This is a genomic window from Aeromonas sp. sif2416 (genome assembly GCF_019218665.1).
Lineage (GTDB): Bacteria > Pseudomonadota > Gammaproteobacteria > Enterobacterales > Aeromonadaceae > Aeromonas > Aeromonas encheleia.
The window spans coordinates 61,634-85,174 of the sequence record NZ_JAHUXC010000007.1 but is presented as its reverse complement, the minus strand read 5'-3'; the positions used below and the strand labels follow the sequence as shown (position 1 = coordinate 85,174).

Here is a 23,541-nt window from a genome sequence, read left to right as displayed (position 1 = left end):
GTTGTGGCGCTGGATGCTGGATATCAAACTGCTCGAAATTGTCGAAGGAGTCTCATTTTGGCACTGGATATTAAATTGCTCGACATCATCGCCTGCCCGGTTTGCAAGGGGAAGCTGCACTATCAACCGCAATCTGACAAGGCGCCACAGGAGCTCATCTGCCGCTTCGACAGACTGGCCTATCCGCTGGAGGAGGGGATCCCCGTCCTGCTGGAGAACCGGGCTCGCCATCTGCCCCTGGAAGAGCTGAAGCCATGAGTTTCGTCGTCGTCATTCCGGCCCGCTACGCCTCTACCCGGTTGCCGGGCAAGCCGCTGGCGGACATCCATGGCAAGCCCATGGTGCAGCACGTGGTGGAAAAGGCCCTGCAATCCGGTGCCGAGCGGGTGATAGTCGCGATCGATGACGAGCGGGTGCGCAGCGCACTGGCGCCGTTTGCAGAGCAGGCCGGCGTCGAGCTGTGCATGACCTCGGCCGATCATCAGTCCGGCACCGAGCGCCTCGCCGAGGTGTGCCGTCACTACGGCTTCACCCCCGAGACCATCATCGTCAACGTGCAGGGGGATGAGCCGCTCATTCCGCCCGCCATCATCCGCCAGGTGGCCGACAATCTGGCCGGCGCGAGTGCGCCCATGGCCACCCTGTCCGTGCCCATCGTGGATGCCGAAGAGGCGTTCAACCCCAACGCGGTCAAGGTGGTGACGGACAAGGATGGCTACGCCCTCTACTTCAGCCGCGCCAGCATTCCCTGGGACAGGGATCGCTTCGCCCAGAGCCAGGAGCAGATCGGGGCACATTATCAGCGCCACATCGGCATCTACGCCTATCGCGCCGGTTTCATCCAGCGCTATGTGGACTGGGCGCCGAGCCAGCTCGAGCAGATCGAGGCGCTGGAGCAGCTGCGGGTGCTCTGGTACGGGGAGAAGATCCACGTGGCCCAGGCGCTGGAAGCTCCCCCGGTCGGGGTGGATACCCAGCGCGATCTGGACAAGGTGCGTGCGCTGCTGGCCCTTTGAGGTCGGAGTGCCCATCCGAGAAAAACGGCGCCAAGAGGCGCCGTTTTTCTATTGTCGCTCAGACAGGGGTTGGGATGTCCAGAGCCATCGCTGTCCGAGCCGGATAACGAAACTGAGCCTCCGTCAGCAGCTGTACCAACTGCAGCGGGGTCGTACAACCCATCTTCTTCATCATGTTGTGGCGGTGGATCTCTGCGGTGCGCAGGGCGATGCAGAGCCGATCCGCTATCTGCTTGTTCTGCATGCCCTCCTGTACCAGTTCCATGATCTCCCGCTCCCGTGGCGACAGCAGCTCGAGCCGTGCCTGCAGCACCTGGCGGGCGAGCTGACGCTCATGTGCCGCGCGGCTGTGGGCGCAGGCGCGGCCGATCGCCGCCAGCAGCACAGTTGAGTCCACCGGCTTCTCCAGCAAGTCGAAGGCGCCCTGCTTGAAGAGGCTGACCGTAGTGGCAACATCCGCCTCACCGGTGAGGAAGACGATGGCAAAGGTATTCGGGAGCCGGTTCAGCGCCTCCTGCAGCTCACCGCCGCTCATCCCCGGCATGCAGAGATCGAGGATCAGGCAGCCAGGCTGGCTCAGATCGGCCTCGGCCAGGAAGCTGCGGGCCCCGTCGTAGCTCTGCAGCCTGATCTGCACCGCCTCCAGCAGCCAGCCCAGCGACGCCCGCACGGCGGGATCATCGTCGACCAGATAGACGTTATCCTTCATTCCTGTTCTCCTTCTTCCAGTGGCTGGAGCGGTAGCGAGAAGGCGATCACCGCCCCCTGCGGCACCGCTTCCGCCCAAATGGTGCCCCCATAGGACTCGATTATCCGCTTGCAGATGACAAGGCCGAGGCCCAGCCCCTCTTTCTTGCTGGTGTGAAACGGCACGAAGAGATGGGCCCGCTGCGCCTCTGTCATGCCTGTGCCGTTGTCATGAATGCTGATGGTCACCCGATTGGCCTCGATCCGCTGGCGGATGGCGATGGATGGCGGTCGGGTGTCGGGGTTGAGCGCCACCGCCTCGCTGGCGTTGCAGAGCAGATTGACCAGCACCTGCTGCATCAGGGTAGGGTCTATCCGCAGATGGACGGGTTCCCCCTGTGGCAGGTGCAGGCTGATGCGCTGGCGCACGAACTGGTCGTGGAAGAGTGGCAGGGTACCGCGCAGCAACTCGTCGAGGGAGATCAGGCGATCCTGCACCTCACCCTTGCGCATGAAGTCGCGCAACCGGGCGATGATCCCCTTGGCCTGGCTCACCTGGGCGAGGGCCAGGTCTAGCCCTTGCTCGACGTCGGCCAGCGCCGGTGGTACCGCCGCCAGACGCAGCCGACAGCCCGCCAGATAGTTGTTGAGGGCCATCAACGGCTGGTTCAGCTCGTGGGCCATCCCGGCCGCCAGTTCGCCGGACAGCAGCACCCGCTGTGCCGAGAAGAGCTGGCTCTGCTGCTGGTTCAGACGCTCGGCGGCGAGGCGATTGTCGGTCAGCGCCCGGGTCAGCCGCGCGTTGCTCTCCTTGAGCTGGCGGGTGCGCAGCTGGATGAGGTACTTGACCCTCAGGTGATAACCCCCCAGCAGCAGCAGCCCCCCCAGGGCGATCAGCAGCCAGCCGCGATATTGATACCAGACCTGCACCACCAATGGTTGCGCGTTGGCGGCGTCCAGCTGCTGTTGCAGGGCAATGACGGCCGCATCCTTGACCGGTACCGTCCAGTGCCGATAGTGGCCTGCCCGGGCGGCGGCCGAGTCGGTGGGGATCTCCAGCAGCACCTTGGCCAGATCCCGGGCGAAGCCCTCGTTGACGTGGGCCATCTTGGCCAGGCTCAGGGTGGGATAGAGCGGGGTCGAACTCTGGCAGGGGAGCACGGATTGGGGTTGCGGCATGATGACGACGAATTGATCGGCGTCATAACGGCCCTGGGCGATGGCCTGCTCCAGGATGCAGGTCGGCAGTATCGCCACCTCGGCGCGCCCCTCCGCCAGGTGGCGCAACAGATCCTCCTGCGGCAAGCCGGCGAAGACCAGGTTGGGGAAGGCCTCTTCGGGGTGAAGACCGGCCCTGAGCCAGAGCCCCTGCATGATCTGAAAGCCGCCGAAGGCCTCCGGGCTGGTGGCGACGATGCGCTTGTGCCGCAGCGCCTGCCAGTCGCCGACGGGAGGCGCGTCGGCGCGGCCGATGAGGGTCGAGCCGACCGCCTGCTCGGCCGTGCCCCGCAGGGGGCTCAGGCTCAGGAGGCGTACCGCATCATGCTGACGCTGATAGTCGAGAAACTTGAGGCCATTGCTGATGACGAAGTCCAGGGTGGCGGAGGCGACGAGTTGGTTGAGGCTGCGCACGTCCCCGCTCACCAGCAGAAACTGATACTGCGGCAGGCGTCGATTGAGGTAGTCCACCGTCGGTTGCCAGCGGGCCTTCTCGGAGTCGGGCTGATCGAAGGCGATGACACCGATGCGGATCACCGGCCTGAGGTTGGCCTGCCACTCCTTGGCGGGGGTCGGCCCGAGCCAGCTCAACCAGAGCAGGGAGGCACAGAGGATGAAGCGGCCCATGAATTCGTGGCTCCTGGAGGGGGACATGGGGAAGGAGACCCAATAGGCGTCCCCGCGTCCTTGATGCAGATCAATCTCGGCGCCGATCTGCGGTCAGCCACTATGGAGCGGCGACCGCGCATTATGGACCATGGCGCTCTCCTTCAGTAGCAGAGAGTGCATCATGCAAGAGAATTCCAATCGTTCCCGGCGCGATTTTTTGACCAAGGGCCTGCAGACAGCCGCCTTTGCGTCCATCGCCGCCGCCCTGCCCGCGGCTGCGGTCGCCAGTCAGGCCCAGAGCTGCATAGACCCGACTCAGCTGCCCTGGGATGAGGAGATGGACATTCTGGTCGTCGGCAGCGGCATCGCGGGCTCCGTTGCGGCCATCAAGGCGGCCGAGACCCGGGCCGGCATGAAGATCGTCATCGCCGACAAGATGTCCCGTCTCGGCGGCTCCTCCCTGATCTCCGGCCTCAATATGGCGGTGGTCGGTTCCCGGTGGCAAAAAGAGATGGGGGTGACGGATGACAGCTGGGAGCTGCTCTATGCGGACATGGAGAAGGAGTCCAAGGGCTTTAATCATCCCGAGATCAGCAAGGTCGTCGCACAAAACAGCTTGCAGCTCTTCGACTTCATGGCCGAGCACGGCGTCGAATATGACAAGAGCATGGGCAACGGCACTGGGGTTAAAAACCTCGGCGGTCACTCCCGCGCCCGGGTCGTATGGCCAAAAGAGGGCGGTACCGGTGTCATCAAGAACCTGCATGGCTACATGGCCAAGCACCTGCCCAACATCGAGATCCGCAAGCGGGTCAAGCTGGAAGAGATCTATCGGGATGCGACCGGCCGCGTGGTAGGGGTGCGGGTGCGCGAGGAGTATTTCTTCGATCTGAATACCCCCGACTTCGGCCGCAACGACGATCCCGCCTTCAACGGCACGGGCGTCACCAAGCGCTACAAGGTGAAGCGGGCGCTGGTAATGGCCTCGGGTGGCTTCAATCAGGATCGCAAGTTCCGCGGCGATGAGATAGGCGTGCTGCACGATTGCGTCTCTACCGCCAGTCCAGGCGCCACCGGCGGCGCCCTCAAGTGCATGATGCAGGCGGGCTTCAAGCCGGTGCACATGACGCTTTTCCGCTTCGCCTTCGCCATCCCCACCGAGGACATCAACTGGGGCATTCTGGTGAACCCGCGGACCTGCAAGCGTTTCATCAACGAGCACAACAACAACGACCGTCAGGGTCTGGGGCTGGCGATCCTGGCCGAGCGGCGCAAGCTCAAACCCGGTCAGCAGGCGATCCTCATCTATGACCAGACCGGGGTGGACAGTTATCACGACAAGCAGCGCTTCCAACTCTCGCTGGAGGCGAAAAATGGCACCGAGGGCACCATCTGGAAGTTCGATACCCTGACCGCATTGGCGGCTCGCTTCGAGATGGATCTGGACAAGCTGGAGGCGACCATCGCCGAATACAACGCCAACATGGCCAAGGATCAGGATGCCTTTGGCAAGCCAAGAGCCGTGGTGGGCAGCGCCATCGCCATCGGCAAGGCGCCCTATTACGCCATGTATCTCAATCCCCGTTACAACTACAGCCAGGGTGGTGCCCTCATCACCCCCAGGGCCGAAGCGCTGGATGTGGTCAGCCAACAGCCCATCCCCGGCGTCTTCGTCTGCGGTGAAGCCGCCGCCGGTACCTTCGGTTATATCCGATTGACCGCCTGCAGCAGCCTGGATAGCGGTGTCTATGGCATGATCGCCGGCGAAAATGCCGCTAAAACAGAGCCTTGGGCTTAAGGAGCAGAGGAATGAGACCATTATTCCTGACCCTGATGGCGCTGGCAGGCCTCTGGTTTGGCGGCGGTGCCTTGGCCGAGCCTCCTGTCACGGCGATGACGCCCGTCTCCCCGGCGGCCAGCCATAGCCTCAAGCCGCATCATGGCAAGCTCGGCTTCACCTGTGAGAACTGCCACCAGGGGAAGGATCCCAAGCAGTACCAGCGGCTCAAGACCGAGGACTGTCTGGCGTGCCACGGCAGCGCGCAGAAGGTGGCGAATCGCACCCGTTTCATGGATGCGAACCACACCAATCCGCACAACTCGCTGCACGACAAGCTGGATCTCGATTGCTACGAGTGTCATGCCGAGCACAAGCCGTCCCAAAATCTCTGCCAGACCTGCCACGACAATACCCGTGACTGGTTTGGTCCCACCCCCTAGGAGCCTTGTTGATGAATCGAATGAAATTCGGTCTACTGTTGGCGTGCGTCCTGGGTCTGGTCTCCCTGGGGATCAGCCTGATCGGGGCCGAGGTGGTCAAGGCGACCGGTGACGAGCGCTTCTGTGGTTCCTGCCACGAGATGAAACCCATGGTGGAGGCCTATCGGCATGATATTCACGGGGGTAGCAACAGGGTGGGCTTCAAGGCGGAATGTGCCGATTGTCACCTGCCCCATGACAACACCTTCAACTATCTGCTGAAGAAAGCGACCAGTGGTCTCAACGACGTCTACAAGGTGACGCTGACCGATACCAGCAAGATCGACTGGCTCGGTAAGCGGGATAGGCGCGAGGAGTTTGTTTACGATTCGGGCTGCCTCTCCTGTCACCAGGGACTGCTGGAAAAAACGGTGGCCACCAACCCCAAGTCACTGCAGATGCACGCCCATTACCAGGAGATGCAACAAAAAGGGGAAAAACTCCAATGCGTCTCTTGCCACGTGACCATTGGCCACAACGGCGAGCTGCGCAGCCGCCTCAACGAGACCCAGCCGGAGTATCAATTCCAGCATGATCTGCGGGCCAGGGAGGCGGCCAAGGCGGGCACGGTCAAGTAATAGCGGTTGACCCTGCCTTAAAAAGCCCCGGATGGAAATTCGGGGCTTTTTTTATTGTGGCGGTGGTCTGCGGCGACAGCCGCTTCAAAGTTGAATCTGTGCATAATTATTTGATAATAAACAGTATTCACGAACACTTCTAAACTTTTCCAGGGCATGGTTTGCCAAATCATCGAGTTTGGTTATGATGCAAGACGCCGTGTTAACCCTAACTGGCATATAACGAGATAAAAAACGGGGTGTATGGGTGATTAATGTATTCCTGGTCGATGATCATGAGTTGGTGCGTACAGGGATAAGACGCATTTTGGAGGATGTCCGCGGGATCAAGGTGGTGGGCGAGGCACAGAGCGGCGAGACAGCCGTGACCTTCTGCCGGCAACACCACCCCGACGTGATCCTGATGGACATGAACATGCCGGGCATCGGCGGCCTGGAGGCGACCCGCAAGATCCTGCGGATCCGGCCCGATGTGCGCATCATAGTGCTGACCATTCATTCAGAGAACCCGTTCCCCACCAAGGTGATGCAGGCGGGCGCCGCCGGTTATCTGACCAAGGGCGCGGCCCCGGACGAGATGATCCACGCCATCCGGCTGGTGCACTCCGGCCAGCGTTACATCTCCCCGGAGATCGCCCAGCAGATGGCCCTCAGCCAGTTTGCCTCGGCCGACGAGAACCCTTTCAAGTCCCTCTCCGAGCGCGAGCTGCAGATCATGATGATGATCACCAAGGGACAGAAGGTGACCGATATCTCCGAGCAGCTGAACCTGAGCCCGAAGACGGTCAACAGCTACCGTTACCGCCTGTTCAGCAAGCTCAACATCAATGGCGATGTGGAGCTGACCCATCTGGCCATTCGCTATGGCATGCTGGATGCTGACACCCTGTAACCGGAAACCCTGATGCGCAAAAGGCGGCCCGGGCCGCCTTTTGCTTTCCGGTGCCTTTTGCTTTCGGGTGGCGGGGCGCAGTATCCTCTGCTCATGAGCCTTGACCCCTTTGTTTTGAGCCGAGTAGCAGATGACCCTTTCCCCCGAGCCCCTCTTCGACAGCAAGGCGTTTCTGAGCGCGGTGGCGCACCAGCATATCGACGTCTGTCGCCGGAGCCATCATGACCTCTCCTGAGCCCCTCTTCGACAGCAAGGCGTTTCTGAACGCGGTGACGCATCAGAGCGGCGTCTATCGCATGTATGATCAGGGCGGCACCTGCATCTACGTGGGCAAGGCCAAGGATCTCAAGAAGCGGCTCGCCTCCTACTTTCGCACCAACGTCGACAGCATCAAGACCCGCACCCTGGTGCGCCAGATCGCCGATATCCAGCTGACGGTGACCCACACCGAGACCGAGGCGCTGATCCTCGAGCACAACCTCATCAAGCAGTACCAGCCGCGTTACAACGTGCTGCTGCGCGACGACAAGTCCTACCCCTGGATCATCATCACCGCCCACCGGCATCCCCGTATCGGCGTTCATCGCGGCGCCCGCAAGGTGAAGGGGGAGTACTTCGGTCCTTATCCTTCCGGTGGCGCCGTGCGCGAGAGCCTGCACCTGATGCAGAAGATCTTCCCGGTGCGCCAGTGCGAGGATGCGGTCTATGCCAACCGCAGCCGCCCCTGCCTGCTCTATCAGCTCAAGCGCTGCGCCGGACCCTGCGTGGCCGGGTTGGTGAGCGAGGCGGAGTATGCCCAGCAGGTGGAGCTGGCCAAGCTGTTCCTGGCGGGCAAGAACCAGCAGGTGATAGGAGAGCTGGTGGGCAAGATGGAGTCCGCCAGCGGCGATCTGCGCTTCGAGGAGGCGGCCCGCTACCGGGATCAGATCCAGGCGCTGCGGCGGGTGACCGAGCAGCAGTCGGTGAGCGGCAACGTGCTCGACGAGCTGGATGTGGTCGGCGTCGCCTTCGATCAGGGGGCGGCCTGCATCCATGTGCTCTTCATTCGTCAGGGCAAGGTGCTCGGCTCGCGCAGCTATTTCCCCAAGGTGCCGGCGGATACGCCGCCCGAGGAAGTGGTGCAATCCTTCCTGCTGCAGTTCTACCTGTCGGGGCAGGGGGGCAGGCAGATCCCGAGCGAGGTGCTGCTGGACGTGGCGCTGGAAGATGAGGCGGTGATCGCCGAGACCCTGAGCCAGACCGCGGGCTACAAGGTCCGGGTGCAGAGCCGCACTCGTAGTGAACGAGCACGCTTCATCAGGCTCGCCACCATCAATGCCGAGACGGCGCTGCGCTCGCGCCTCGCCCACAAGAGCACCACCACCGCCCGCTTCAGTCAGCTGGAGGAGCTGCTGGAGCTGGAGGCCCCCATCGCCCGCATGGAGTGTTTCGACATCTCCCACACCATGGGGGAGCGCACCGTGGCCTCCTGCGTGGTGTTCAACCGGGAGGGGCCGCTCTCGTCGGAATACCGCCGCTTCAACATCGACGGCATCACCGGCGGCGATGACTACGCCGCCATGGAGCAGGCACTGGAGCGCCGCTTCGGCAAGCTGCAGGAGCCGGACAAGGTGCCGGACGTGCTGTTTATCGACGGCGGCCTCGGCCAGCTGCGCCGTGCCGAGGAGATCCTGACTCGTCAGCTGGAGTTTCTCGGCGGCAAGTACCCGCTGCTGGTGGGCATCGCCAAGGGGGTGACCCGCAAGGCGGGGCTGGAGACCCTGATCCTGGGAGATAGTCACGAAGAGCTGCACCTGCCGGCAGATATGCCCGCTTTGCACCTTATCCAGCACATTCGCGATGAATCTCACCGTTTTGCCATCACCGGCCACCGCGCCCGGCGGGCCAAGGCGCGCACCACCAGTACTCTGGAAGATATTCCCGGGGTGGGGCCCAAGCGCCGGCAGGCCCTGCTCAAGTACCTGGGCGGGTTGCAGGAGGTGAAGAAGGCAGGGGTGGACGAGCTCGCCAAGGTGCCCGGCATCAGCCAGGAGCTGGCCCAGTCCATTCATGATGCGCTGCACTCGCTCTGAGCCTTCTGTTCAGGGCAAGTGGTATCCGGCATCAGCCAGGAGTTGGTTAACCCCACAGCATCCACGATGCGCTGCTCTTGTATTAGCGCCGCCGAGCGGGGGTAAACTCACCCTTCTGACGTACAAGGGCCGTGACGCAGGGGGCCCGCCAATGCCATAATGGCCCCATCCTGAGGTTATTGATGGATTCATAGACCAAGGCGGGCACCGACCCGGTTGCATCTGCGATCGGCTTGGGGCTACCATGTAGCGGCATACAAGAAGTGGCTGAAAAATAATGACAAATATTCCTAACCTGCTGACGTTTTTTCGGATTTTGCTCATCCCCGTCTTCGTCATCCTGTTCTATCTTCCCTATCAGTGGTCCTACATGGCGGCCGCCATCGTCTTTATCGTGGCGGCGGCGACCGACTGGTTTGATGGCTATCTCGCCCGCAAGCTGAACCAGTCCACCGCCTTTGGCGCTTTCCTCGATCCGGTCGCCGACAAGATCATGGTGGCCGCCGCCCTGGTGGTCATCGTTGAACACTACAACACCATCTGGGTCACCATCCCCGCCATGACCATGATCGGCCGCGAGATCATCATCTCCGCCCTGCGCGAGTGGATGGCCGAGCTTGGCAAGCGCTCCTCGGTGGCGGTCAGCTGGATCGGCAAATGGAAGACCATGATCCAGATGGTGTCGCTCACTGGCCTCATCTGGCAGTACGACATCTGGATGGTGTGGCTCGCCTACGTGCTGCTCTATGTGGCGACAGTGCTCACCTTCTGGTCCATGTTCCAGTACATGAAGGCCGCCTGGGGTGATCTGACCTACCACTCCCGCTTTTAGTCTGCCGGCAGGCAAACCGCCGTTTCCCTGCCATTGGAGCCGGGAAACGGCCATGAGCGGTGAAAGTGTGGGATAAGGGTAAAAAACACCCGAACGATCAGAGTATTAAATGTTTTTGGTTGACTGGACGAGGAACATCGCTAGAATGCGTCCTCGTAGTCAGGCAATCAGCCAGACCGATGCGGGAATAGCTCAGTTGGTAGAGCACGACCTTGCCAAGGTCGGGGTCGCGAGTTCGAGTCTCGTTTCCCGCTCCAAATTCAGACAATCGAGAGCCAACTCTCTTTTGCATGGCGCGTTAGCAAAGCGGTTATGCAGCGGATTGCAAATCCGTTTAGTCCGGTTCGACTCCGGAACGTGCCTCCATATTGACAAGCCCGCCACGCGGGCTTGATACCGATTGCGGTGCCCGAGTGGTGAAATCGGTAGACACAAGGGATTTAAAATCCCTCGCTTTTCGAGGCGTGCCGGTTCGATTCCGGCCTCGGGCACCATTAAAATCAAAGACTTACGAAGGCCACTAGCGATAGTGGCCTTTTTTGTTTGCTCTCAGTGTCCAGATTTGATCCCCGCAGATGTTTTAATGTGGGCCGGGCGGCCAGCGCGGCCTGCTTGCCGGTGAAGCCCATCACCACAGAGATGAAACCGTCTTTGGTCATTTCGGATGCCCCTTGTTGAAAGAACACCGCTATGCTCAGCCGGTCGCGATAAGCAGAGCCAAATATGGCACCAGATTGAACAGCAGAACCCCGATTTTATAGACGGCGACCCCCAGGTAGTGGATGGCATCGAAGCGCTCCTCGGAGAGGTGGAACCAGCGACTGTGCAGTCGGTACATCCAGCCGTGGGCAAACACAAATGCGGCAAACCACCCCAGCAGGATGAGATAGTTGATGACCAGGCAGCCGAGCAGGAATGCCTTTAGAGTGTGCAGATCCATGACTATGTCCTGTAGTGCCCAGAGAGAGGTGCCGGTGTCAGCCTCAGGCGTGCATGGCGCCAACACCAGCTTGAAATACACGGGTGACCATCACTTTGGTGATGGAGTGGTCACCATAGACATGCCGAACTGTGCTTTGGGCTCATCGGTAAAGTAACCACCGCCCATGCCCCCGCCGCCACTGCCCTTACCGCCGGCATTGCTTCCGTCATCCCCGCTCGGGGGAGGCGTCGCCCCGCCATTGGAGGCGCAGGCTGCCAGCAAGAGTTGTGCTGCTATCAGGCAAACTTTCCACATCTTCATGACAATCTCCTCAACTGCTGAGCTTGCCCAGTGATCGGGCTAAACGAGTCGGTCGAGACGAGCAAGCAGGTAATTAGTTTAGTTCACGCAGGTCCCCTTCATGCCGGGCGGCGCCGCGGTTAAACAGGCCCGATGAGGGATAATGGCGGTATGGCGGTATGGCGGTATGGCGGTATGGCGGTATGTCGGTGGCGGAGGGATAACAGTCAGCGCGCAAACCTCGGGCAAGGAAAAGCCATCGATATCACGAGTGCGCAAGCCGCTTGCCAGCCAGGACGAGGAGCTGGCGTTCGAGCGCGTTGGGCTGGACCCGGACAAGGGCAAGCCCTGGCCGGAGGGGCAGGTGGAACCGAACGACAGGTGGAGCCTCTTCGATCTGGTCGCAATGGGCATGGCCAGAGCCTGTGCCATGGCGAGGCCCGCAAGGCCAAGCTGCCTACCTACGAGCGGTGTGCAACGAGCTCAAGTGGCCAGGGGAGTGGCAGGAGGAAAACGCCCTCGATGCCCAGATTCTTTCCCCACGGATTTATGCCTGCCGTGTTTCCAGCTTCACGTCCAGTGCAGGTGGTTGGTGTCGCCCTGATGGGAGATCGTTCACCGCTAGGAAAGCGGTCTGGTGCTGTGGCTTATCAGGCGGGCCCTGTAGCGGGCATGGCGCCTTGATCCAGCCGTCATCCACCAGCAGATGGCATCCATATCCCGTCGGCGGTCCATCTGAGGCTATCCATTCAATATCAGCGGCAGACACCGTTGGATAGAACAAAAAATACTCAGAAACCTGTTGCGGACTTGGCACGGTGGATCGGGTTTCAATCGCGGCGATGCATCTTGCCCTGATCCGCGCCACCCGCTACAGCCTCAATCAGCCCAGCTCCCATCGAATCAATCCGATAGCGCACCACCGCAGTGGCGGGGCCACAGTTTCACGGGGAAAAGTGGAGTGCCAGGCCGGCGAGACCATCATCAGGCGGTGGTATCCAAACGAACTCATGACCCATGCATGGCCTCGTATTGGGCGCCGTCCCTTGCGCGCAGAGCGGCAGAAGCTGACGTACGCTTGACGCTTTATCACAAAAGGAGCCGCCCGCTTGCACATCAACGAAGTCAGATCAGACAGGGACGAAAATTGAACGAACACAAACCTCAAGGAATCCATCATGAGTGTGCTCAATGTAAAATATGTGCTGCTCGGCACCATGGCGCTGTTTTTAGGCAGCTGTGATACCGAAACCATGGTACCCGTGCCCGGTGAGGGCGGTGGAGGTAATGGAACAGACGCAGCCCGGATCACCAGCCTGCAAGTCACCCCCTCAGAGAGCCGCCTCCCGGCAGGATTACAACAACAATTTATTGCCAAGATCACCCTGGACGATGGCTCGATAAATGATGCCACCCATGACGTGATCCTTCAGTGGAGCAGCAGTGACGCCAGCATAGTCACCGTCGATGCCACTGGTCGTGCGACCGCTGTCGGGGCCGGGATAGCCACCATCAACGCCACGGGTACCGAGAATGGCAGGGTATTTGAGGCCAGCGCCCGGCTGGAGGTGATGGATGCCGTCGTCACCGATCTGGCCCTCACCCCCACGGCTGCCGCCAGCATGCCGCCCTCGGATTCACAGCCGATTGTCCTCACCGTTTTTGCCGCTAATGGGACACTCTCAGATGGCAGCCTCCTGGATCTGACCAACAACCCGGCCCTGAACTGGAGCAGCAGTGATGAGGCGGTGGCCACCGTCAGCAACGCCGCCGGCAGCAAAGGGGTGGCGACCGCCGTGGGGGCGGGCATCACCACCATTACCGCGAGCGGGATGCTCAATGGGCAGAACTTCAATGCCACCGCAGACTTGGCCGTGACCCCGTGACTGACGTTGTGGTAACGGGTAATACCCTACCAGTGTGACCATGACGGCAGAGCGCCCGCTCTGCCATTCGTCCCCCCTAAACCCCCTTCGTTTTACTTCCCGTTGCAGATCCCCGTTGGGTCAGAAAGTGCGCCTCCAGAATGCCGCCATTGATCTGGTCGCGCCGCCTATTTGCAGGTGAAGGGTGCCGCCTTCCCAACCCAGACAGTGCCCGGGCGGCGCAGAGTGCTGCAGGCTTTCCCTGTGATGCGGATGGCACCGTTTTATGCGGCACCATCGGCCAGGCGGTGGGGCTCAGGCAGATGGAAGAAGGCCCCAGATCCTGGGGCCTTCTTTGGCTGTACCTCGCTAGCGAATGCTAATCCTCGAAGAGGAATTCCAGCAGCAGCCTCCTTCTGGGTGAGCCGCTCCATGCCTCCAGCACACACAAGACCTCGTTGTGATCGGCGCCGAAGAGGGTGGTGTCTGCTACCAGCTCCTCGATCACGCCGTCTTGCTCGCACTCCTCGCGCGACTTGCCGCTATCGGTGATGAGTTTTCGCAGACGCGCTCTCGCCTGTTCGGTCATAGGCACCTCCCGACCTGGTCTGCAGCGTGGGTTTATTCAATGATAGGCAAGGGCGGGCTGGCCAGCGTCGGGCTTATACCCTCACCCGATAAGCTAACCGGGCGATGCGCCGGCCATGGCTCGCGATCCTCCTGCTCAAAGGGTTCGCATCGGGCATCGGGCTGGGCTAGAGTCGGCCTTCTGGATTTATCGTCAGGCGAAACGAGGGGGAAGCTCACTCATGCTAAAGGTCATAGCGCAGGACTTCATCAAGCCGGATCGTATCGAGGCGGTCATGCCGCTGTATCGGGAGCTGGTGGAGAAGACCAGGGCGGAGACGCTGTGCATCTCCTATGAACTGTGCGTCGATCAGAAGGATCCCGGGCACTTCGTGTTCCTGGAGGCGTGGCCCGATCGAGCGGCCCTGGATGCTCACTGCGCCACCGAGCATTTCAGGCGGCTGGTGCCCCTGATCGATCGGCATCAGCGGCTGCCCGGCACCTACCTGCTGATGGATGCGTTCGCGTGATCCCCTGGCCAGGCGCTCAGGCTGGCGCGGCGGCCATAAAAAATCCGAAACACCAGGTTTCGGATCTTGGCCCTGGGGGAACACAGGGATGGCGCCAGGGGGAGTGGGCGGCTCAGCTGCGCACCTTGTTGTAGATAAACAGCACCATCAAGGCGCCCACGGTCGCGATGAGAATGCTCGGCAGGTTGAAGCCGTTGACCGTACCCATGCCGAGCAGGGTGCTGACATAGCCACCCACCATGGCACCGATCACCCCCAGGATCACCGTCATGATAAAACCGCCCCCATCCTTGCCCGGCATGATCCACTTGGCCAGGATGCCGACGATCAATCCCAATACGATCCAGGTCATAAAGCCCATAACGTCGTCCTCATTGTGTGCAGAAAACCAGAGTATACGCAGGGATCTGTATTGCATCGCACCCCGGACGGGCATGGCTCATCAATGGCCATATGAGAACAATTCCCCCTGACTAACTGAGGGCGCGGGTCTCGAGCCGCTGGCCCGCGGGGGAGCAGACCAGGATAGATCCCTGCTCGAACCAGTCCCCCAGCACGATGCGGCGGGCAGGCGCCCCATCGAGGCTGAAGTCGTGGATGGCGGGTCTGTGGGTATGGCCGTGGATCATGGTGCGGCACTCATGCTGTCTCATCAGCTCATCGACCGCCTCCGGGGTGACGTCCATGATGCTCCGATGTTTGTTGGGGTTCTCGGTCCCGCTTTGGCCGCGGATCTTGTGGGCGATGGCCTGACGGCGGCTAAGTGGCAGGCGCAGGAACAGCCAGCGCAGCCATCTGAGATTTACGATGCGGCGATACTTCTGGTAGTCGACATCATGGGTGCAGAGCATGTCGCCGTGGCTCAGCAGCACCCGCTCGCCATAGAGTTCGATGACGCAGGGATCGCCGAGCAGGGTCATGCCCGCCCGCCTGGCAAACTGCTTGCCCAGCATGAAGTCGCGGTTGCCGTGGATGAAATAGATGGGCACCCCTTGCTGGCTCAGGGTCAGGAAGGCGGCGGCCACCTCCTGATGGAGCGCCGTGAGATCATCGTCGCCAATCCAGAATTCGAACAGATCCCCCAGCACATAGAGGGCATCGGCGCCGGGGGCGTCGTGCGCCAGAAAGCGGACCAGCGCGGCCGTCATGTCGGGGCGGGCGGCACAGAGGTGAATGTCGCTGATAAAAAGGGTGGTCGTCATGGTGCGCTAAGGATCCCGAAAGAGGCTGGGTGGGTCATGGGGTAGGTTGCCAGTTTAACCGAGCAAGGTCCGTCCCCTCCAGCGTCAACAACGCCAGATAGGGATCGCCCGTCAGGCCGAGCAGCTGGCAGATGGCGGCTTCGCCTTTCAGGCCCTGCGCGAGGCGAAGGCGCAGCACGGCCCGATGGAAGTCATGGCCGAAGTGCTCGAGCAGGGCCGCCATCAGGCTGAGATGGCGCCAGCCGTGCAGGGTCTCGAGCCGCGCCGGGGTGACATAGAGCTCGACGGGCCAGGGGTGACCATCGGCGCCAGCCAGGGTTTGCTCCAGCAACCAGACGCCATTGGCCAAGGCGCGGCGCTGCCAGCCCCGTTCGGCCAGCAGGGTGGCCAGCGCGGCGGGATCCCTATGCCGGCAGAGGATATCGAGATCGCTGCCGGGCCTGTCGAGCCCTATGGTCAGGGTGCTCACCAGCGCCACGTCCTGGCACAGCTGCCCCAGCTCATCCCACAGCCCCGCGGTCAACAGGGCATGGGCCGAGCGTTGGCGTGCGTTGCCAAGGGCCAGGTAGTCGAGGCGGCGCCAGTCGGGGCGTGTGGCGCGTGCAGATGGAAAAACTGCGGCCGGGGCCGCAGTCGTTTCATCTGGCAGAAGGCGACAATCAGTCGGCAAGGGTCACCTTGGTGATCACCACATCTTCTACCGGCACGTCCTGATGGACACGGCCACGGTTACCGGTCTTGACGCTCTTGATCTTGTTGACCACGTCCATGCCGGCACTCACTTCACCGAACACGCAGTAGCCGAAGCCCTGGCTGGTGGCGGACTTGAAGTCGAGGAAGTCGTTGTTGTTCACGTTGATGAAGAACTGGGCGCTGGCAGAGTGCGGCTCCATGGTGCGGGCCATGGCGACGGTACCAATCTTGTTGGACAGGCCGTTGGCCGCTTCGTTCTTGATGGAGGCGCGGGTGTCTTTCTCTTCGAAGCCGGGGGCATAACCGCCGCCCTGGATCATGAAGCCGTCGATGACGCGGTGGAAGATGGTGTTGTCGTAGTGACCGTCACGGCAGTATTGCAGGAAGTTGGCCACGGTTTCCGGGGCCTTGTCGGCGTGCAGGGTGAGGGTGATGTCGCCGTGGTTGGTGTGCAGAGTAACCATGATATGTCCTTTCAAATGTTGCGCGGGCACGAAGGCGGCTCGCGGCTGTTGCGTGGGCTATGGCCTAAAGTGGTGGCAATTCTAGCCCATCGGGGGCCTGCGGCATAGATGGCACGCAGGATCCGGCGCGTTTTCTGCCTCGTTTTCTCCACCGGATGCGGGTAGAATGGCAGGCCATTTTACTCACAGGCAGTGGTCATAAGATGCTGAAGATATACAACACACTCACTCGTCAAAAAGAAGAATTCAAACCTATCCACCCGGGCAAGGTGGGCATGTATGTGTGTGGCGTCACTATCTATGATCACTGTCATATCGGTCACGGTCGCACCTTCGTCGCCTTCGACGTGGTGGCCCGCTACCTGCGTTACAGCGGCTACCAGCTCAACTACGTGCGCAACGTCACCGACGTGGATGACAAGATCATCAAGCGCGCCGCCGAGACCCAGGTGACCTGCGACGATCTGACCGAGCGCCTGATCGGTGACATGCACCAGGATTTTGATGCCCTCGGCATGGTGCGCCCGGACGTCGAGCCGCGCGCCACCCAGCACATCCATGAGATCATCGCGCTGGTCGAGACCCTGATCGCCAAGGATCACGCCTACGTGGCCGACAACGGCGACGTCATGTTCATCGTCGAGTCGTTTGCCGACTACGGCAAGCTGTCCGGTCAGGATCTGGAGCAGCTGCAGGCCGGTGCCCGGGTCGATGTGGTGGATGCCAAGCGCAACCCGCTCGACTTCGTGCTGTGGAAGATGTCCAAGCCCGGCGAGCCGACCTGGGACAGCCCCTGGGGCCCGGGTCGTCCCGGCTGGCACATCGAGTGCTCCGCCATGAACTCCAAGCACCTTGGCAACCACTTCGACATTCACGGCGGCGGCTCCGATCTGCAGTTCCCGCACCACGAGAACGAGATCGCCCAGTCCTGCTGCGCCCACGGTGGCGACTACGTCAACACCTGGATGCACAGCGGCATGGTGATGGTGGACAAAGAGAAGATGTCCAAGTCCCTCGGCAACTTCTTCACCATCCGCGACGTCCTGGCCCACTACGACGCCGAGAGCGTGCGTTACTTCCTGATGTCTGGCCACTACCGCAGCCAGCTCAACTACTCGGAAGACAACCTTAAGCAGGCCCGCGCCGCGCTGGAGCGGATGTACACCGCCCTGCGTGACCTGCCTGCCGCCGAGGCCGCCGGTGGTGACGAGCAGGTGGCTCGCTTCAAGGAGGCGATGGACGACGACTTCAACACCCCGGAAGCCTACTCCGCCCTGTTCGATCTGGTGCGTGAGATCAACCGCCAGAAGGCCGAAGACCTGACCGTGGCCGCCGGCCTCGGTGCCCGCCTGCGCGAACTCGGCGCCGTGCTCGGCATCCTGCAGCAGGATCCGGACGCCTTCCTCAAGGGCAATGACGCCGATGAGGAAGTGGCCGAGATCGAGCAGCTTATAGCCCAGCGCAACCAGGCCCGCGCCGACAAGAACTGGGCCGCCGCCGACGCCGCCCGCAACCGTCTCACCGAGATGGGCATAGTGCTGGAAGACAGCGCCGGCAAGACCAGCTGGCGCCGTGCCTAAGGTCGGTTGCTCTGTTAGAGCCAACAGGTTAACCAAAATAAAAAACCGCAGCCCTAGGGCTGCGGTTTTTGTTTGTGTCTTTTCCCTCGGAGCCTCTTAAGCCTTCGCTGCCTCCGCTCTGATCCCCTCTCCCCTTGCGGGAGAGGGCTAGGGTGAGGGGAGCTAACGTCATTCCCTAGCGGAATGTCATCCAACGCCTACATGGCATGGCTTCGCCATGCAGGACGCGAGAACGCGGCCCTCGACAGGGTAACGTAATGGTGTGTTTTTACATTAAGCATTAGATTTATTTTGCCGAATGTAGAAAACTAAATGAGAGTTTTGTAAATGGCGTTGTCTGCTGATATTAGTTGTGATTATACATATAGCAGCTTATGGATATTAAAAATAGTGGACTATTTAAAGTTTGTCGAAAATAGAACCATTACTAGGTGTAAATAACTTGTGATATAGTTTTGTAGCATAGTTATCTGTCATGCCAGAAATGTAATCACAAATTACACGTTCTTTATTCTCTGCATTTTTATGTTTTTCAAATGTACTTCTAGGTAAAAGTCTTTCTGGATTAGAACTAAGTACTTCAAATAGTCTGAGAACAATTTGTTGCCCTTTGTACTCCAATACTTGTACTTCAGGGGTTTTGATTACTCTACTCATAACTAATGACTTTAGTGATTCTAGAATTTTTTGGCTGTCATTTGGAAGCGTTACGCCTAAATCTAGAAGCTCTGTCTCAAATAATTCCTTTCTCTTTACAGATATGGATGATATAAAATGACCAATCAGTTTGCTTATTGCGTGCTTTCTATCTTTGTTTGAACTTGAAAACAATTTTTCTGTATAAAAATCTAATTCATCTATTATTTTGTTTTCTTTGTGGATTTTTATTTCAGGTACAACTTCATTCATCCACATGTCTTTAGTTATTAACCCCAGAGCAATACCATCTTCAAGGTCGTGAACGCCATATGATATATCGTCGGCTAATTCCATTATGCTGGTGTCAAACGATTTATATTTTGTCTTATGATGCTTGTTTTCGTTATGCTGAATGTCGGTGAAGGTTAGTATGTCATGTGGTGGAATTGAGTGCAGAACCCAATTTACATCATTAATTTCATCGTCTAGATAACATTTAGGTGGATGGTAGTTATCTAAGTTCACAGGTGGAATCTGTGTGTTAGATATAGTCTTTTTATAATTATGCATTTTACTGTATGGTGACGGATACTTTAATATACCTAGAATACTTCTCCGTGTCAGATCCATTCCATTGAGTGGTGAATATTCACCTAATTTTGTTATGATTCTTAATGTCTGTCCATTCCCCTCAAAACCACCTTCGTTTATCATCGCATAATTTAATGCAACTTCTCCACCATGACCGAAGGGGGGGTGTCCTAAATCATGACTTAATCCAATAGTTTCTATTAAGCTAAGTGATGGTATCCATTTCTTTATATCCTCATCGGAATTGTATTTCTCATGAAGAAACTCGCTGATACCAGATCCTATCTGAGCAACTTCTAATGAATGGGTTAATCTGGTTCTGTAAAAATCACTTTCTCCAATGCCAAGAATCTGAGTCTTTGCTTGCAATCGTCTGAATGCTGCAGAATGTATAATTCTAGCTCTATCTCTCTGATATTGAGAATCACCATTGTCAGAGTTGAATCTTTTAGATGGATATCCCTCATCATCTTGCCTTTTTCGTCCAATCCAATATTCTGGTTGGTTGTGACTAATTTTTGTCATAAATAATCTCTAAGTTGATTTTTAATTCCAATTATTTAGTCCGATTAGTAAAACACAATCGGATATTCGAGTGATACTCTGTTATCAGAGTTAGATGCTTACTATCAGGCCTTTAATATCAGGCTACTCCCCGAATACACAGGGCGCTATTAACAGGTCTCGGGGTCTCGGGTTGGGTATTGCCCCCTGTTGTTCGCCGAGGTGAGCCCGTTTGTCCAGGCCGCGAGGCAGGACGCCGAGCGAGCGCCGCTGGGCCAGGGATGGCCCATCGGCGCGTGCCGTGGGACAAACGGGTGAACCGAGGGAACCCGACGAAGGAGGGCGAACAAGCGGGGATGGCCTTTCTTTTGGTGACTTTTCTTTGGCCACGCAAAGAAAAGTCACTCGCCCAAGCCCGAAGGGCGGGCGAAACCCCGTCGAGGACAGCGTCCTCGCGTCCTGCATGGCAAAGCCATGCCCAAAGCTGTTGGCGACCCCTCACCCTAACCCTCTCCCGCAAGGGGAGAGGGGATCAAACCGAAAGCTCGAGACGCTAACGGATTGCACCGGTCGAGGACGGCGTCCTCGCCTCTTGCCGCAGGCACGGGATACCGGGCTGGTATCCGCCAGAATTGCTACCGCCCCTGGCTTGCCGCTACCACAGTGCGTTGCTGACCATCAGCGGGAGAGAAGGGGGCCAACAGGCACAGCCCATCTTACGGAGCCATCTCGGTCTTCTCCACGCAATTGATGAGTCAATCGCCAGAATCGGTTGGTTTCTTGCGCTGCTTCAAAGTTCGGTGGCACACCGGGCGCTGGGCAGGCGGCAAGGGGAGGCGATTCCCCTCAGCTGCCAGCCGGTGTATCGGTCCGCCACAGGAAAACGGCAGGGGGAAGAGGGGCTGCCGACGTTATCTGTCCGGTGCGATTAAGAGTCGCAAGATGGCGGCGCGGATGGAGAGACGTGGGGCGGGCCGCTCGGGGAGGCCTCCTCTCCCGTGGGGGCAAACCCTGAGGGGGCCGGCATTTTGCCGGACCGAACTCCTGCCTGCGTCGACGGGGCTTGATAGTCCACCACCGGGTTGGCTATGGTGTCCGGGGTTGACATGCAAGCTGGGAGATGTACGTGGACAAGATATTGCAGGCCCTGTCGGAGCGGGTCACAGAGGCGCGGGATCTGGAGAGCCTGACCCGCCCGCTGCTGGAGATGCTGGAGGCGGTGACCGGGCTGGAGTCGACCTATCTCACCGAGATCGATCTGGTGCAGGGCACGCAGAGCATCCGCTATGCCAACAATGCCAACAATGCCAACGACGTGGCCGGGTTGCAGATCCCGGAGGGGATCACGGTGGACTGGAGCGATACCCTGTGCCGGCGGGCGATCGATGAGGGGCGCATCTATACCGACAACGTCGCCGAGTGCTGGGGGGATTCCCAGGCGGCCAGTGCGCTCGGCATCCACACCTATCTGAGCAGCCCGGTGCGCACCTCCTCGGGCTCACTCTACGGCACCCTGTGCGCCGCCAGCGCCGAGCACAAACCCTTGGTGGCCGGCTCCGAGCAGCTCATCGCCTTCTTCGCCCGGCTGATCGCCGAGCATGTGGAGCGGGAGCAACTGCTGCAGCAGTTGCAGCGGGCCAACCAGGAGCTGTCGCGCCAGGCGCTCAGCGATCCCCTGACCGGCCTGCCGAACCGGCGGGCGCTGATGCACGAGCTCAATCGGCTGTTCTCCCTGTCGGAGCGGGCCGGGCACCCCGTGCTCATCGCCTTCATCGATCTCGATGGCTTCAAGGTCATCAACGACACCCACGGCCACGAGGCGGGGGATCTGCTGCTGGTTACCCTGGCGCGGCAACTGTCGGCGGCCCTGCGCGGCGGCGATCTGCTGGCGCGGGTCGGGGGCGACGAGTTCGTCGCCGTCGGCATGGGGCCTCATCGGGGCGATGAGTCGATAGAGGTGGCGGTGCAGCGTTTCCAGCGCCGGCTGTTCGAGCAGAGCGTGCTCCAGCTGCCGCTCCCGTCCCGGGTGCTGCATTACCCCGGTGCCAGCGTGGGAGTGGTGGCCATAGATCCGGCCCACACCAGCATCGACGATGCTCTGCGTCAGGCCGATGCGCGCATGTATGCGGTCAAGCGCCAGCGCCGCACGCTGGGGTGAGGGTCGCCTTGCGCCTGGGGCCCTGGCCGTTGGGATCTCGGGCGCCGCTGCTTTGATTTCGCGCATTGTTGCCCCCGCACCCGCGATGCTAGGATGCTTCTCCCCCACACAGGCATCCTCTACCATGGCAAACCGCGTTATCAGCCGTTACCGCGCCCTGACGGCGAAAGTGGCCGATCTCTTTGCGGAACTCTCGGAGTTTCAGCAGCGCATCTGGGTGGTCAGCATCATGCACGACGCCTACACAGATACCTTTATCGTCAATGAAGGCAGCTTCGAGGAGCCCATGCAGTGGATGGTCCGCAAGGGCTACGACGGGGCCATGCTGCAACGGGTGAACAAGATGCAGCGCTCCCAGGCGATCCAGCTCGAGTTTGGCGGCATCAGCCATCGCCTGATGCGGGTCAAGTAGTCCCTCTCCCTCTCGATGTGTGCCCCGGCCGTCTGACGTTCTTTTCTCCCATCCCCCGATAAAAAAGAGGCCCGCGTGGGCCTCTTTTTGTTGCGAGTTCGGGCTAGCGCACCGGAAGGTATTTGGCCTGCAACTGCTGGAAGTCGCTGCTGGCCAGCACCTGGGCCAGGCCGCGCTGAAACTCCCTGACCAGTGCATCGTCGATCGGATGGCTGAAGGCGAAGCAGAACTGCTCCGAGCTCAACACCCAGCGCACCTCGAAGTCGGCGAGATCCAGCTGCTGGGCGGCGATCAGCTCCAGCAAGGTGGTCTTGTTGCTGGAGATGAGATCGACCCGACCCGAGGTGAGCATCTTGAGCGCCTGGGGGAGGCGGTTGGCTGTCATGATCTTCTGCTCGTCGAAGCCGCTGTTGAGCAGCAGCTGCTCCCCGACGTCGGTGCGCACGGCGCCGATATGGTACTGCTGGGCCTCCGCCAGCGCCCCGAGCCGGATATCGCGGTTGGCCAGCCCCATCAGCACTATCTCCGCATAACCGATGGGGCAGGCCCATTTGAACAGGGGATCCCGTGCCTCGGTGCGGGCGGTGGAGAAGAGCACCACGTTGGGCTTCTGGGTCAGCAGGTAGTAGCCCCGCGCCCAGGGCAGGATGCCGATCGGCTGCGCCGGGGTGTCGGTCTGTTGCCACACCCGTTGCAGCAGCTCGACGGCGAGGCCGGTGGGCTCACCGGATGGGCCTGTGAAGTTGTAGGGTTTGTACTCTTCGGTGAGGTAGTGCAGCTTGCCGAGTGCGGGGCTGGCCTGGGCCGTCCAGCCGAGCAGGCCACCTAAGCCAACCGAGAGGGCGGCAGAGAGCGCGACGGCGCGCGCGGCAACTGGCATCCATGTTCTCATCCCGGCCCTCCTGCTACGTGTGGTTCGCTTCAAGTGTCGCCGAGTCGCGGGGTTTCGCC

The 23,541-nt window shown here is 60.1% G+C and carries 25 protein-coding genes and 3 tRNA genes; 16 read left to right on the top strand and 12 right to left on the bottom strand.

Annotated elements, in window-relative coordinates; all coding sequences use genetic code 11:
- Window positions 1-57 precede the first annotated feature (57 nt).
- Together KW821_RS14240 and kdsB are read left to right on the top strand one after the other, a co-directional pair.
- Window positions 58-258 (top strand): Trm112 family protein, encoded by a 201-nt coding sequence (locus KW821_RS14240; protein ID WP_033131188.1) that lies wholly within the window; start codon window positions 58-60, stop codon window positions 256-258.
- Window positions 255-1,016 (top strand): 3-deoxy-manno-octulosonate cytidylyltransferase, encoded by a 762-nt coding sequence (kdsB, locus tag KW821_RS14235; protein WP_218291909.1) that lies wholly within the window; start codon window positions 255-257, stop codon window positions 1,014-1,016. Before KW821_RS14240 ends, kdsB begins: the two co-directional genes overlap by 4 nt.
- 58 nt (window positions 1,017-1,074) lie before the next feature.
- On the opposite strand, the gene KW821_RS14230 is transcribed toward kdsB, so the two are convergent.
- Window positions 1,075-1,725, bottom strand: coding sequence for a response regulator transcription factor (locus tag KW821_RS14230; protein WP_218291908.1), 651 nt, complete (start codon window positions 1,723-1,725; stop codon window positions 1,075-1,077).
- Window positions 1,722-3,548: a PhnD/SsuA/transferrin family substrate-binding protein gene (locus KW821_RS14225; RefSeq protein WP_218291907.1), complete on the bottom strand. Its 1,827-nt coding sequence runs from the start codon at window positions 3,546-3,548 to the stop codon at window positions 1,722-1,724. Before KW821_RS14225 ends, KW821_RS14230 begins: the two co-directional genes overlap by 4 nt.
- A gap of 163 nt (window positions 3,549-3,711) precedes the next feature.
- Between KW821_RS14225 and KW821_RS14220 the strand changes: the two genes are divergently transcribed.
- From KW821_RS14220 to KW821_RS14180, 9 genes are all read left to right on the top strand, one after another.
- Window positions 3,712-5,328 carry an FAD-binding protein gene (locus tag KW821_RS14220; RefSeq protein ID WP_218291906.1) on the top strand — a complete coding sequence of 539 codons (1,617 nt, stop codon included), beginning with the start codon at window positions 3,712-3,714 and terminating at the stop codon, window positions 5,326-5,328.
- Between the two features lie 11 nt (window positions 5,329-5,339).
- Window positions 5,340-5,750 (top strand): cytochrome c3 family protein, encoded by a 411-nt coding sequence (locus KW821_RS14215; protein ID WP_084228397.1) that lies wholly within the window; start codon window positions 5,340-5,342, stop codon window positions 5,748-5,750.
- Window positions 5,751-5,761: 11 nt separating this feature from the next.
- Window positions 5,762-6,367, top strand: a complete 606-nt coding sequence (locus KW821_RS14210; protein ID WP_084228398.1) for a NapC/NirT family cytochrome c — start codon at window positions 5,762-5,764, stop codon at window positions 6,365-6,367.
- Between the two features lie 247 nt (window positions 6,368-6,614).
- Complete coding sequence (gene uvrY, locus KW821_RS14205) at window positions 6,615-7,259, top strand: UvrY/SirA/GacA family response regulator transcription factor (protein WP_011706579.1); 645 nt, start codon at window positions 6,615-6,617, stop codon at window positions 7,257-7,259.
- Window positions 7,260-7,480: 221 nt separating this feature from the next.
- Window positions 7,481-9,331: an excinuclease ABC subunit UvrC gene (gene uvrC, locus KW821_RS14200; protein WP_218291905.1), complete on the top strand. Its 1,851-nt coding sequence runs from the start codon at window positions 7,481-7,483 to the stop codon at window positions 9,329-9,331.
- A 277-nt stretch (window positions 9,332-9,608) separates the two neighbouring features.
- Complete coding sequence (pgsA, locus tag KW821_RS14195; RefSeq protein ID WP_042654593.1) at window positions 9,609-10,163, top strand: CDP-diacylglycerol--glycerol-3-phosphate 3-phosphatidyltransferase; 555 nt, start codon at window positions 9,609-9,611, stop codon at window positions 10,161-10,163.
- 181 nt (window positions 10,164-10,344) lie between these two features.
- A tRNA-Gly gene (locus KW821_RS14190) sits at window positions 10,345-10,420 on the top strand.
- A 35-nt stretch (window positions 10,421-10,455) separates the two neighbouring features.
- A tRNA-Cys gene (locus tag KW821_RS14185) sits at window positions 10,456-10,529 on the top strand.
- 41 nt (window positions 10,530-10,570) lie between these two features.
- Window positions 10,571-10,657: transfer RNA gene (locus tag KW821_RS14180), tRNA-Leu, on the top strand.
- Window positions 10,658-10,663: 6 nt separating this feature from the next.
- Here the strand turns inward: KW821_RS14180 and KW821_RS14175 are convergent.
- The 3 genes from KW821_RS14175 to KW821_RS14165 form a co-directional block, all read right to left on the bottom strand.
- Window positions 10,664-10,822: a Rha family transcriptional regulator gene (locus KW821_RS14175; RefSeq protein ID WP_218291904.1), complete on the bottom strand. Its 159-nt coding sequence runs from the start codon at window positions 10,820-10,822 to the stop codon at window positions 10,664-10,666.
- Window positions 10,823-10,857: 35 nt separating this feature from the next.
- Complete coding sequence (locus KW821_RS14170; protein WP_218291903.1) at window positions 10,858-11,103, bottom strand: DUF6868 family protein; 246 nt, start codon at window positions 11,101-11,103, stop codon at window positions 10,858-10,860.
- A gap of 90 nt (window positions 11,104-11,193) precedes the next feature.
- On the bottom strand, window positions 11,194-11,406 hold the full coding sequence (locus KW821_RS14165) for a hypothetical protein (RefSeq protein WP_042654669.1): 213 nt from the start codon (window positions 11,404-11,406) through the stop codon (window positions 11,194-11,196).
- Window positions 11,407-12,563: 1,157 nt separating this feature from the next.
- Between KW821_RS14165 and KW821_RS14160 the strand changes: the two genes are divergently transcribed.
- Window positions 12,564-13,271 carry an Ig-like domain-containing protein gene (locus KW821_RS14160; protein ID WP_218291902.1) on the top strand — a complete coding sequence of 236 codons (708 nt, stop codon included), beginning with the start codon at window positions 12,564-12,566 and terminating at the stop codon, window positions 13,269-13,271.
- Window positions 13,272-13,629: 358 nt separating this feature from the next.
- Here KW821_RS14160 and KW821_RS14155 read toward each other — a convergent pair whose 3' ends face one another.
- A complete protein-coding gene (locus KW821_RS14155; RefSeq protein WP_218291901.1) occupies window positions 13,630-13,839 on the bottom strand; it encodes a hypothetical protein in 210 nt (69 codons plus the stop codon).
- A 220-nt stretch (window positions 13,840-14,059) separates the two neighbouring features.
- Here KW821_RS14155 and KW821_RS14150 point away from each other — a divergent pair, with 220 nt between their 5' ends.
- Complete coding sequence (locus KW821_RS14150; RefSeq protein WP_218291900.1) at window positions 14,060-14,347, top strand: putative quinol monooxygenase; 288 nt, start codon at window positions 14,060-14,062, stop codon at window positions 14,345-14,347.
- Window positions 14,348-14,459: 112 nt separating this feature from the next.
- Here the strand turns inward: KW821_RS14150 and KW821_RS14145 are convergent, their stop codons facing one another.
- The 4 genes from KW821_RS14145 to KW821_RS14130 form a co-directional block, all read right to left on the bottom strand.
- On the bottom strand, window positions 14,460-14,708 hold the full coding sequence (locus KW821_RS14145) for a GlsB/YeaQ/YmgE family stress response membrane protein (RefSeq protein WP_042654674.1): 249 nt from the start codon (window positions 14,706-14,708) through the stop codon (window positions 14,460-14,462).
- A 112-nt stretch (window positions 14,709-14,820) separates the two neighbouring features.
- Window positions 14,821-15,549, bottom strand: a complete 729-nt coding sequence (lpxH, locus tag KW821_RS14140; protein WP_042654675.1) for a UDP-2,3-diacylglucosamine diphosphatase — start codon at window positions 15,547-15,549, stop codon at window positions 14,821-14,823.
- A 34-nt stretch (window positions 15,550-15,583) separates the two neighbouring features.
- Window positions 15,584-16,219, bottom strand: a complete 636-nt coding sequence (locus KW821_RS14135; protein WP_218291899.1) for a DUF4269 domain-containing protein — start codon at window positions 16,217-16,219, stop codon at window positions 15,584-15,586.
- Window positions 16,209-16,706: a peptidylprolyl isomerase gene (locus KW821_RS14130; protein ID WP_042654677.1), complete on the bottom strand. Its 498-nt coding sequence runs from the start codon at window positions 16,704-16,706 to the stop codon at window positions 16,209-16,211. The genes KW821_RS14135 and KW821_RS14130 overlap by 11 nt, the downstream gene beginning before the upstream one ends.
- A 203-nt stretch (window positions 16,707-16,909) precedes the next feature.
- On the opposite strand from KW821_RS14130, the gene cysS reads away from it, so the two are divergent.
- On the top strand, window positions 16,910-18,286 hold the full coding sequence (gene cysS, locus KW821_RS14125; protein WP_218291898.1) for a cysteine--tRNA ligase: 1,377 nt from the start codon (window positions 16,910-16,912) through the stop codon (window positions 18,284-18,286).
- A gap of 399 nt (window positions 18,287-18,685) precedes the next feature.
- On the opposite strand, the gene KW821_RS14120 is transcribed toward cysS, so the two are convergent.
- Window positions 18,686-20,041: an anti-phage deoxyguanosine triphosphatase gene (locus KW821_RS14120; RefSeq protein WP_218291897.1), complete on the bottom strand. Its 1,356-nt coding sequence runs from the start codon at window positions 20,039-20,041 to the stop codon at window positions 18,686-18,688.
- Window positions 20,042-21,140: 1,099 nt separating this feature from the next.
- Between KW821_RS14120 and KW821_RS14115 the strand changes: the two genes are divergently transcribed.
- Together KW821_RS14115 and KW821_RS14110 are read left to right on the top strand one after the other, a co-directional pair.
- The gene (locus KW821_RS14115) at window positions 21,141-22,178 is read left to right on the top strand and encodes a sensor domain-containing diguanylate cyclase (RefSeq protein ID WP_218291896.1); all 1,038 of its coding nucleotides are present in this window, start codon (window positions 21,141-21,143) and stop codon (window positions 22,176-22,178) included.
- 124 nt (window positions 22,179-22,302) lie between these two features.
- Entirely contained in the window at window positions 22,303-22,590 is a 288-nt protein-coding gene (locus KW821_RS14110; RefSeq protein WP_042654680.1) for a hypothetical protein, read from the top strand.
- A 103-nt stretch (window positions 22,591-22,693) separates the two neighbouring features.
- Here the strand turns inward: KW821_RS14110 and KW821_RS14105 are convergent, their stop codons facing one another.
- Window positions 22,694-23,482, bottom strand: a complete 789-nt coding sequence (locus KW821_RS14105) for an ABC transporter substrate-binding protein (protein WP_256353485.1) — start codon at window positions 23,480-23,482, stop codon at window positions 22,694-22,696.
- Window positions 23,483-23,541: the final 59 nt, after the last annotated feature.

Bases quoted from the DNA above. Each gene is read 5' to 3' on its own strand.
- kdsB (WP_218291909.1), top strand. From the start codon at position 255: ATGAGTTTCGTCGTCGTCATTCCGGCCCGCTACGCCTCTACCCGGTTG.
- KW821_RS14230 (WP_218291908.1), bottom strand. From the start codon at position 1,725: ATGAAGGATAACGTCTATCTGGTCGACGATGATCCCGCCGTGCGGGCG.
- KW821_RS14225 (WP_218291907.1), bottom strand. From the start codon at position 3,548: ATGGGCCGCTTCATCCTCTGTGCCTCCCTGCTCTGGTTGAGCTGGCTC.
- KW821_RS14220 (WP_218291906.1), top strand. From the start codon at position 3,712: ATGCAAGAGAATTCCAATCGTTCCCGGCGCGATTTTTTGACCAAGGGC.
- KW821_RS14215 (WP_084228397.1), top strand. From the start codon at position 5,340: ATGAGACCATTATTCCTGACCCTGATGGCGCTGGCAGGCCTCTGGTTT.
- KW821_RS14210 (WP_084228398.1), top strand. From the start codon at position 5,762: ATGAATCGAATGAAATTCGGTCTACTGTTGGCGTGCGTCCTGGGTCTG.
- uvrC (WP_218291905.1), top strand. From the start codon at position 7,481: ATGACCTCTCCTGAGCCCCTCTTCGACAGCAAGGCGTTTCTGAACGCG.
- pgsA (WP_042654593.1), top strand. From the start codon at position 9,609: ATGACAAATATTCCTAACCTGCTGACGTTTTTTCGGATTTTGCTCATC.
- KW821_RS14175 (WP_218291904.1), bottom strand. From the start codon at position 10,822: ATGACCAAAGACGGTTTCATCTCTGTGGTGATGGGCTTCACCGGCAAG.
- KW821_RS14170 (WP_218291903.1), bottom strand. From the start codon at position 11,103: ATGGATCTGCACACTCTAAAGGCATTCCTGCTCGGCTGCCTGGTCATC.
- KW821_RS14165 (WP_042654669.1), bottom strand. From the start codon at position 11,406: ATGAAGATGTGGAAAGTTTGCCTGATAGCAGCACAACTCTTGCTGGCA.
- KW821_RS14160 (WP_218291902.1), top strand. From the start codon at position 12,564: ATGAGTGTGCTCAATGTAAAATATGTGCTGCTCGGCACCATGGCGCTG.
- KW821_RS14155 (WP_218291901.1), bottom strand. From the start codon at position 13,839: ATGACCGAACAGGCGAGAGCGCGTCTGCGAAAACTCATCACCGATAGC.
- KW821_RS14150 (WP_218291900.1), top strand. From the start codon at position 14,060: ATGCTAAAGGTCATAGCGCAGGACTTCATCAAGCCGGATCGTATCGAG.
- KW821_RS14145 (WP_042654674.1), bottom strand. From the start codon at position 14,708: ATGGGCTTTATGACCTGGATCGTATTGGGATTGATCGTCGGCATCCTG.
- lpxH (WP_042654675.1), bottom strand. From the start codon at position 15,549: ATGACGACCACCCTTTTTATCAGCGACATTCACCTCTGTGCCGCCCGC.
- KW821_RS14130 (WP_042654677.1), bottom strand. From the start codon at position 16,706: ATGGTTACTCTGCACACCAACCACGGCGACATCACCCTCACCCTGCAC.
- cysS (WP_218291898.1), top strand. From the start codon at position 16,910: ATGCTGAAGATATACAACACACTCACTCGTCAAAAAGAAGAATTCAAA.
- KW821_RS14120 (WP_218291897.1), bottom strand. From the start codon at position 20,041: ATGACAAAAATTAGTCACAACCAACCAGAATATTGGATTGGACGAAAA.
- KW821_RS14115 (WP_218291896.1), top strand. From the start codon at position 21,141: ATGTACGTGGACAAGATATTGCAGGCCCTGTCGGAGCGGGTCACAGAG.
- KW821_RS14110 (WP_042654680.1), top strand. From the start codon at position 22,303: ATGGCAAACCGCGTTATCAGCCGTTACCGCGCCCTGACGGCGAAAGTG.
- KW821_RS14105 (WP_256353485.1), bottom strand. From the start codon at position 23,482: ATGAGAACATGGATGCCAGTTGCCGCGCGCGCCGTCGCGCTCTCTGCC.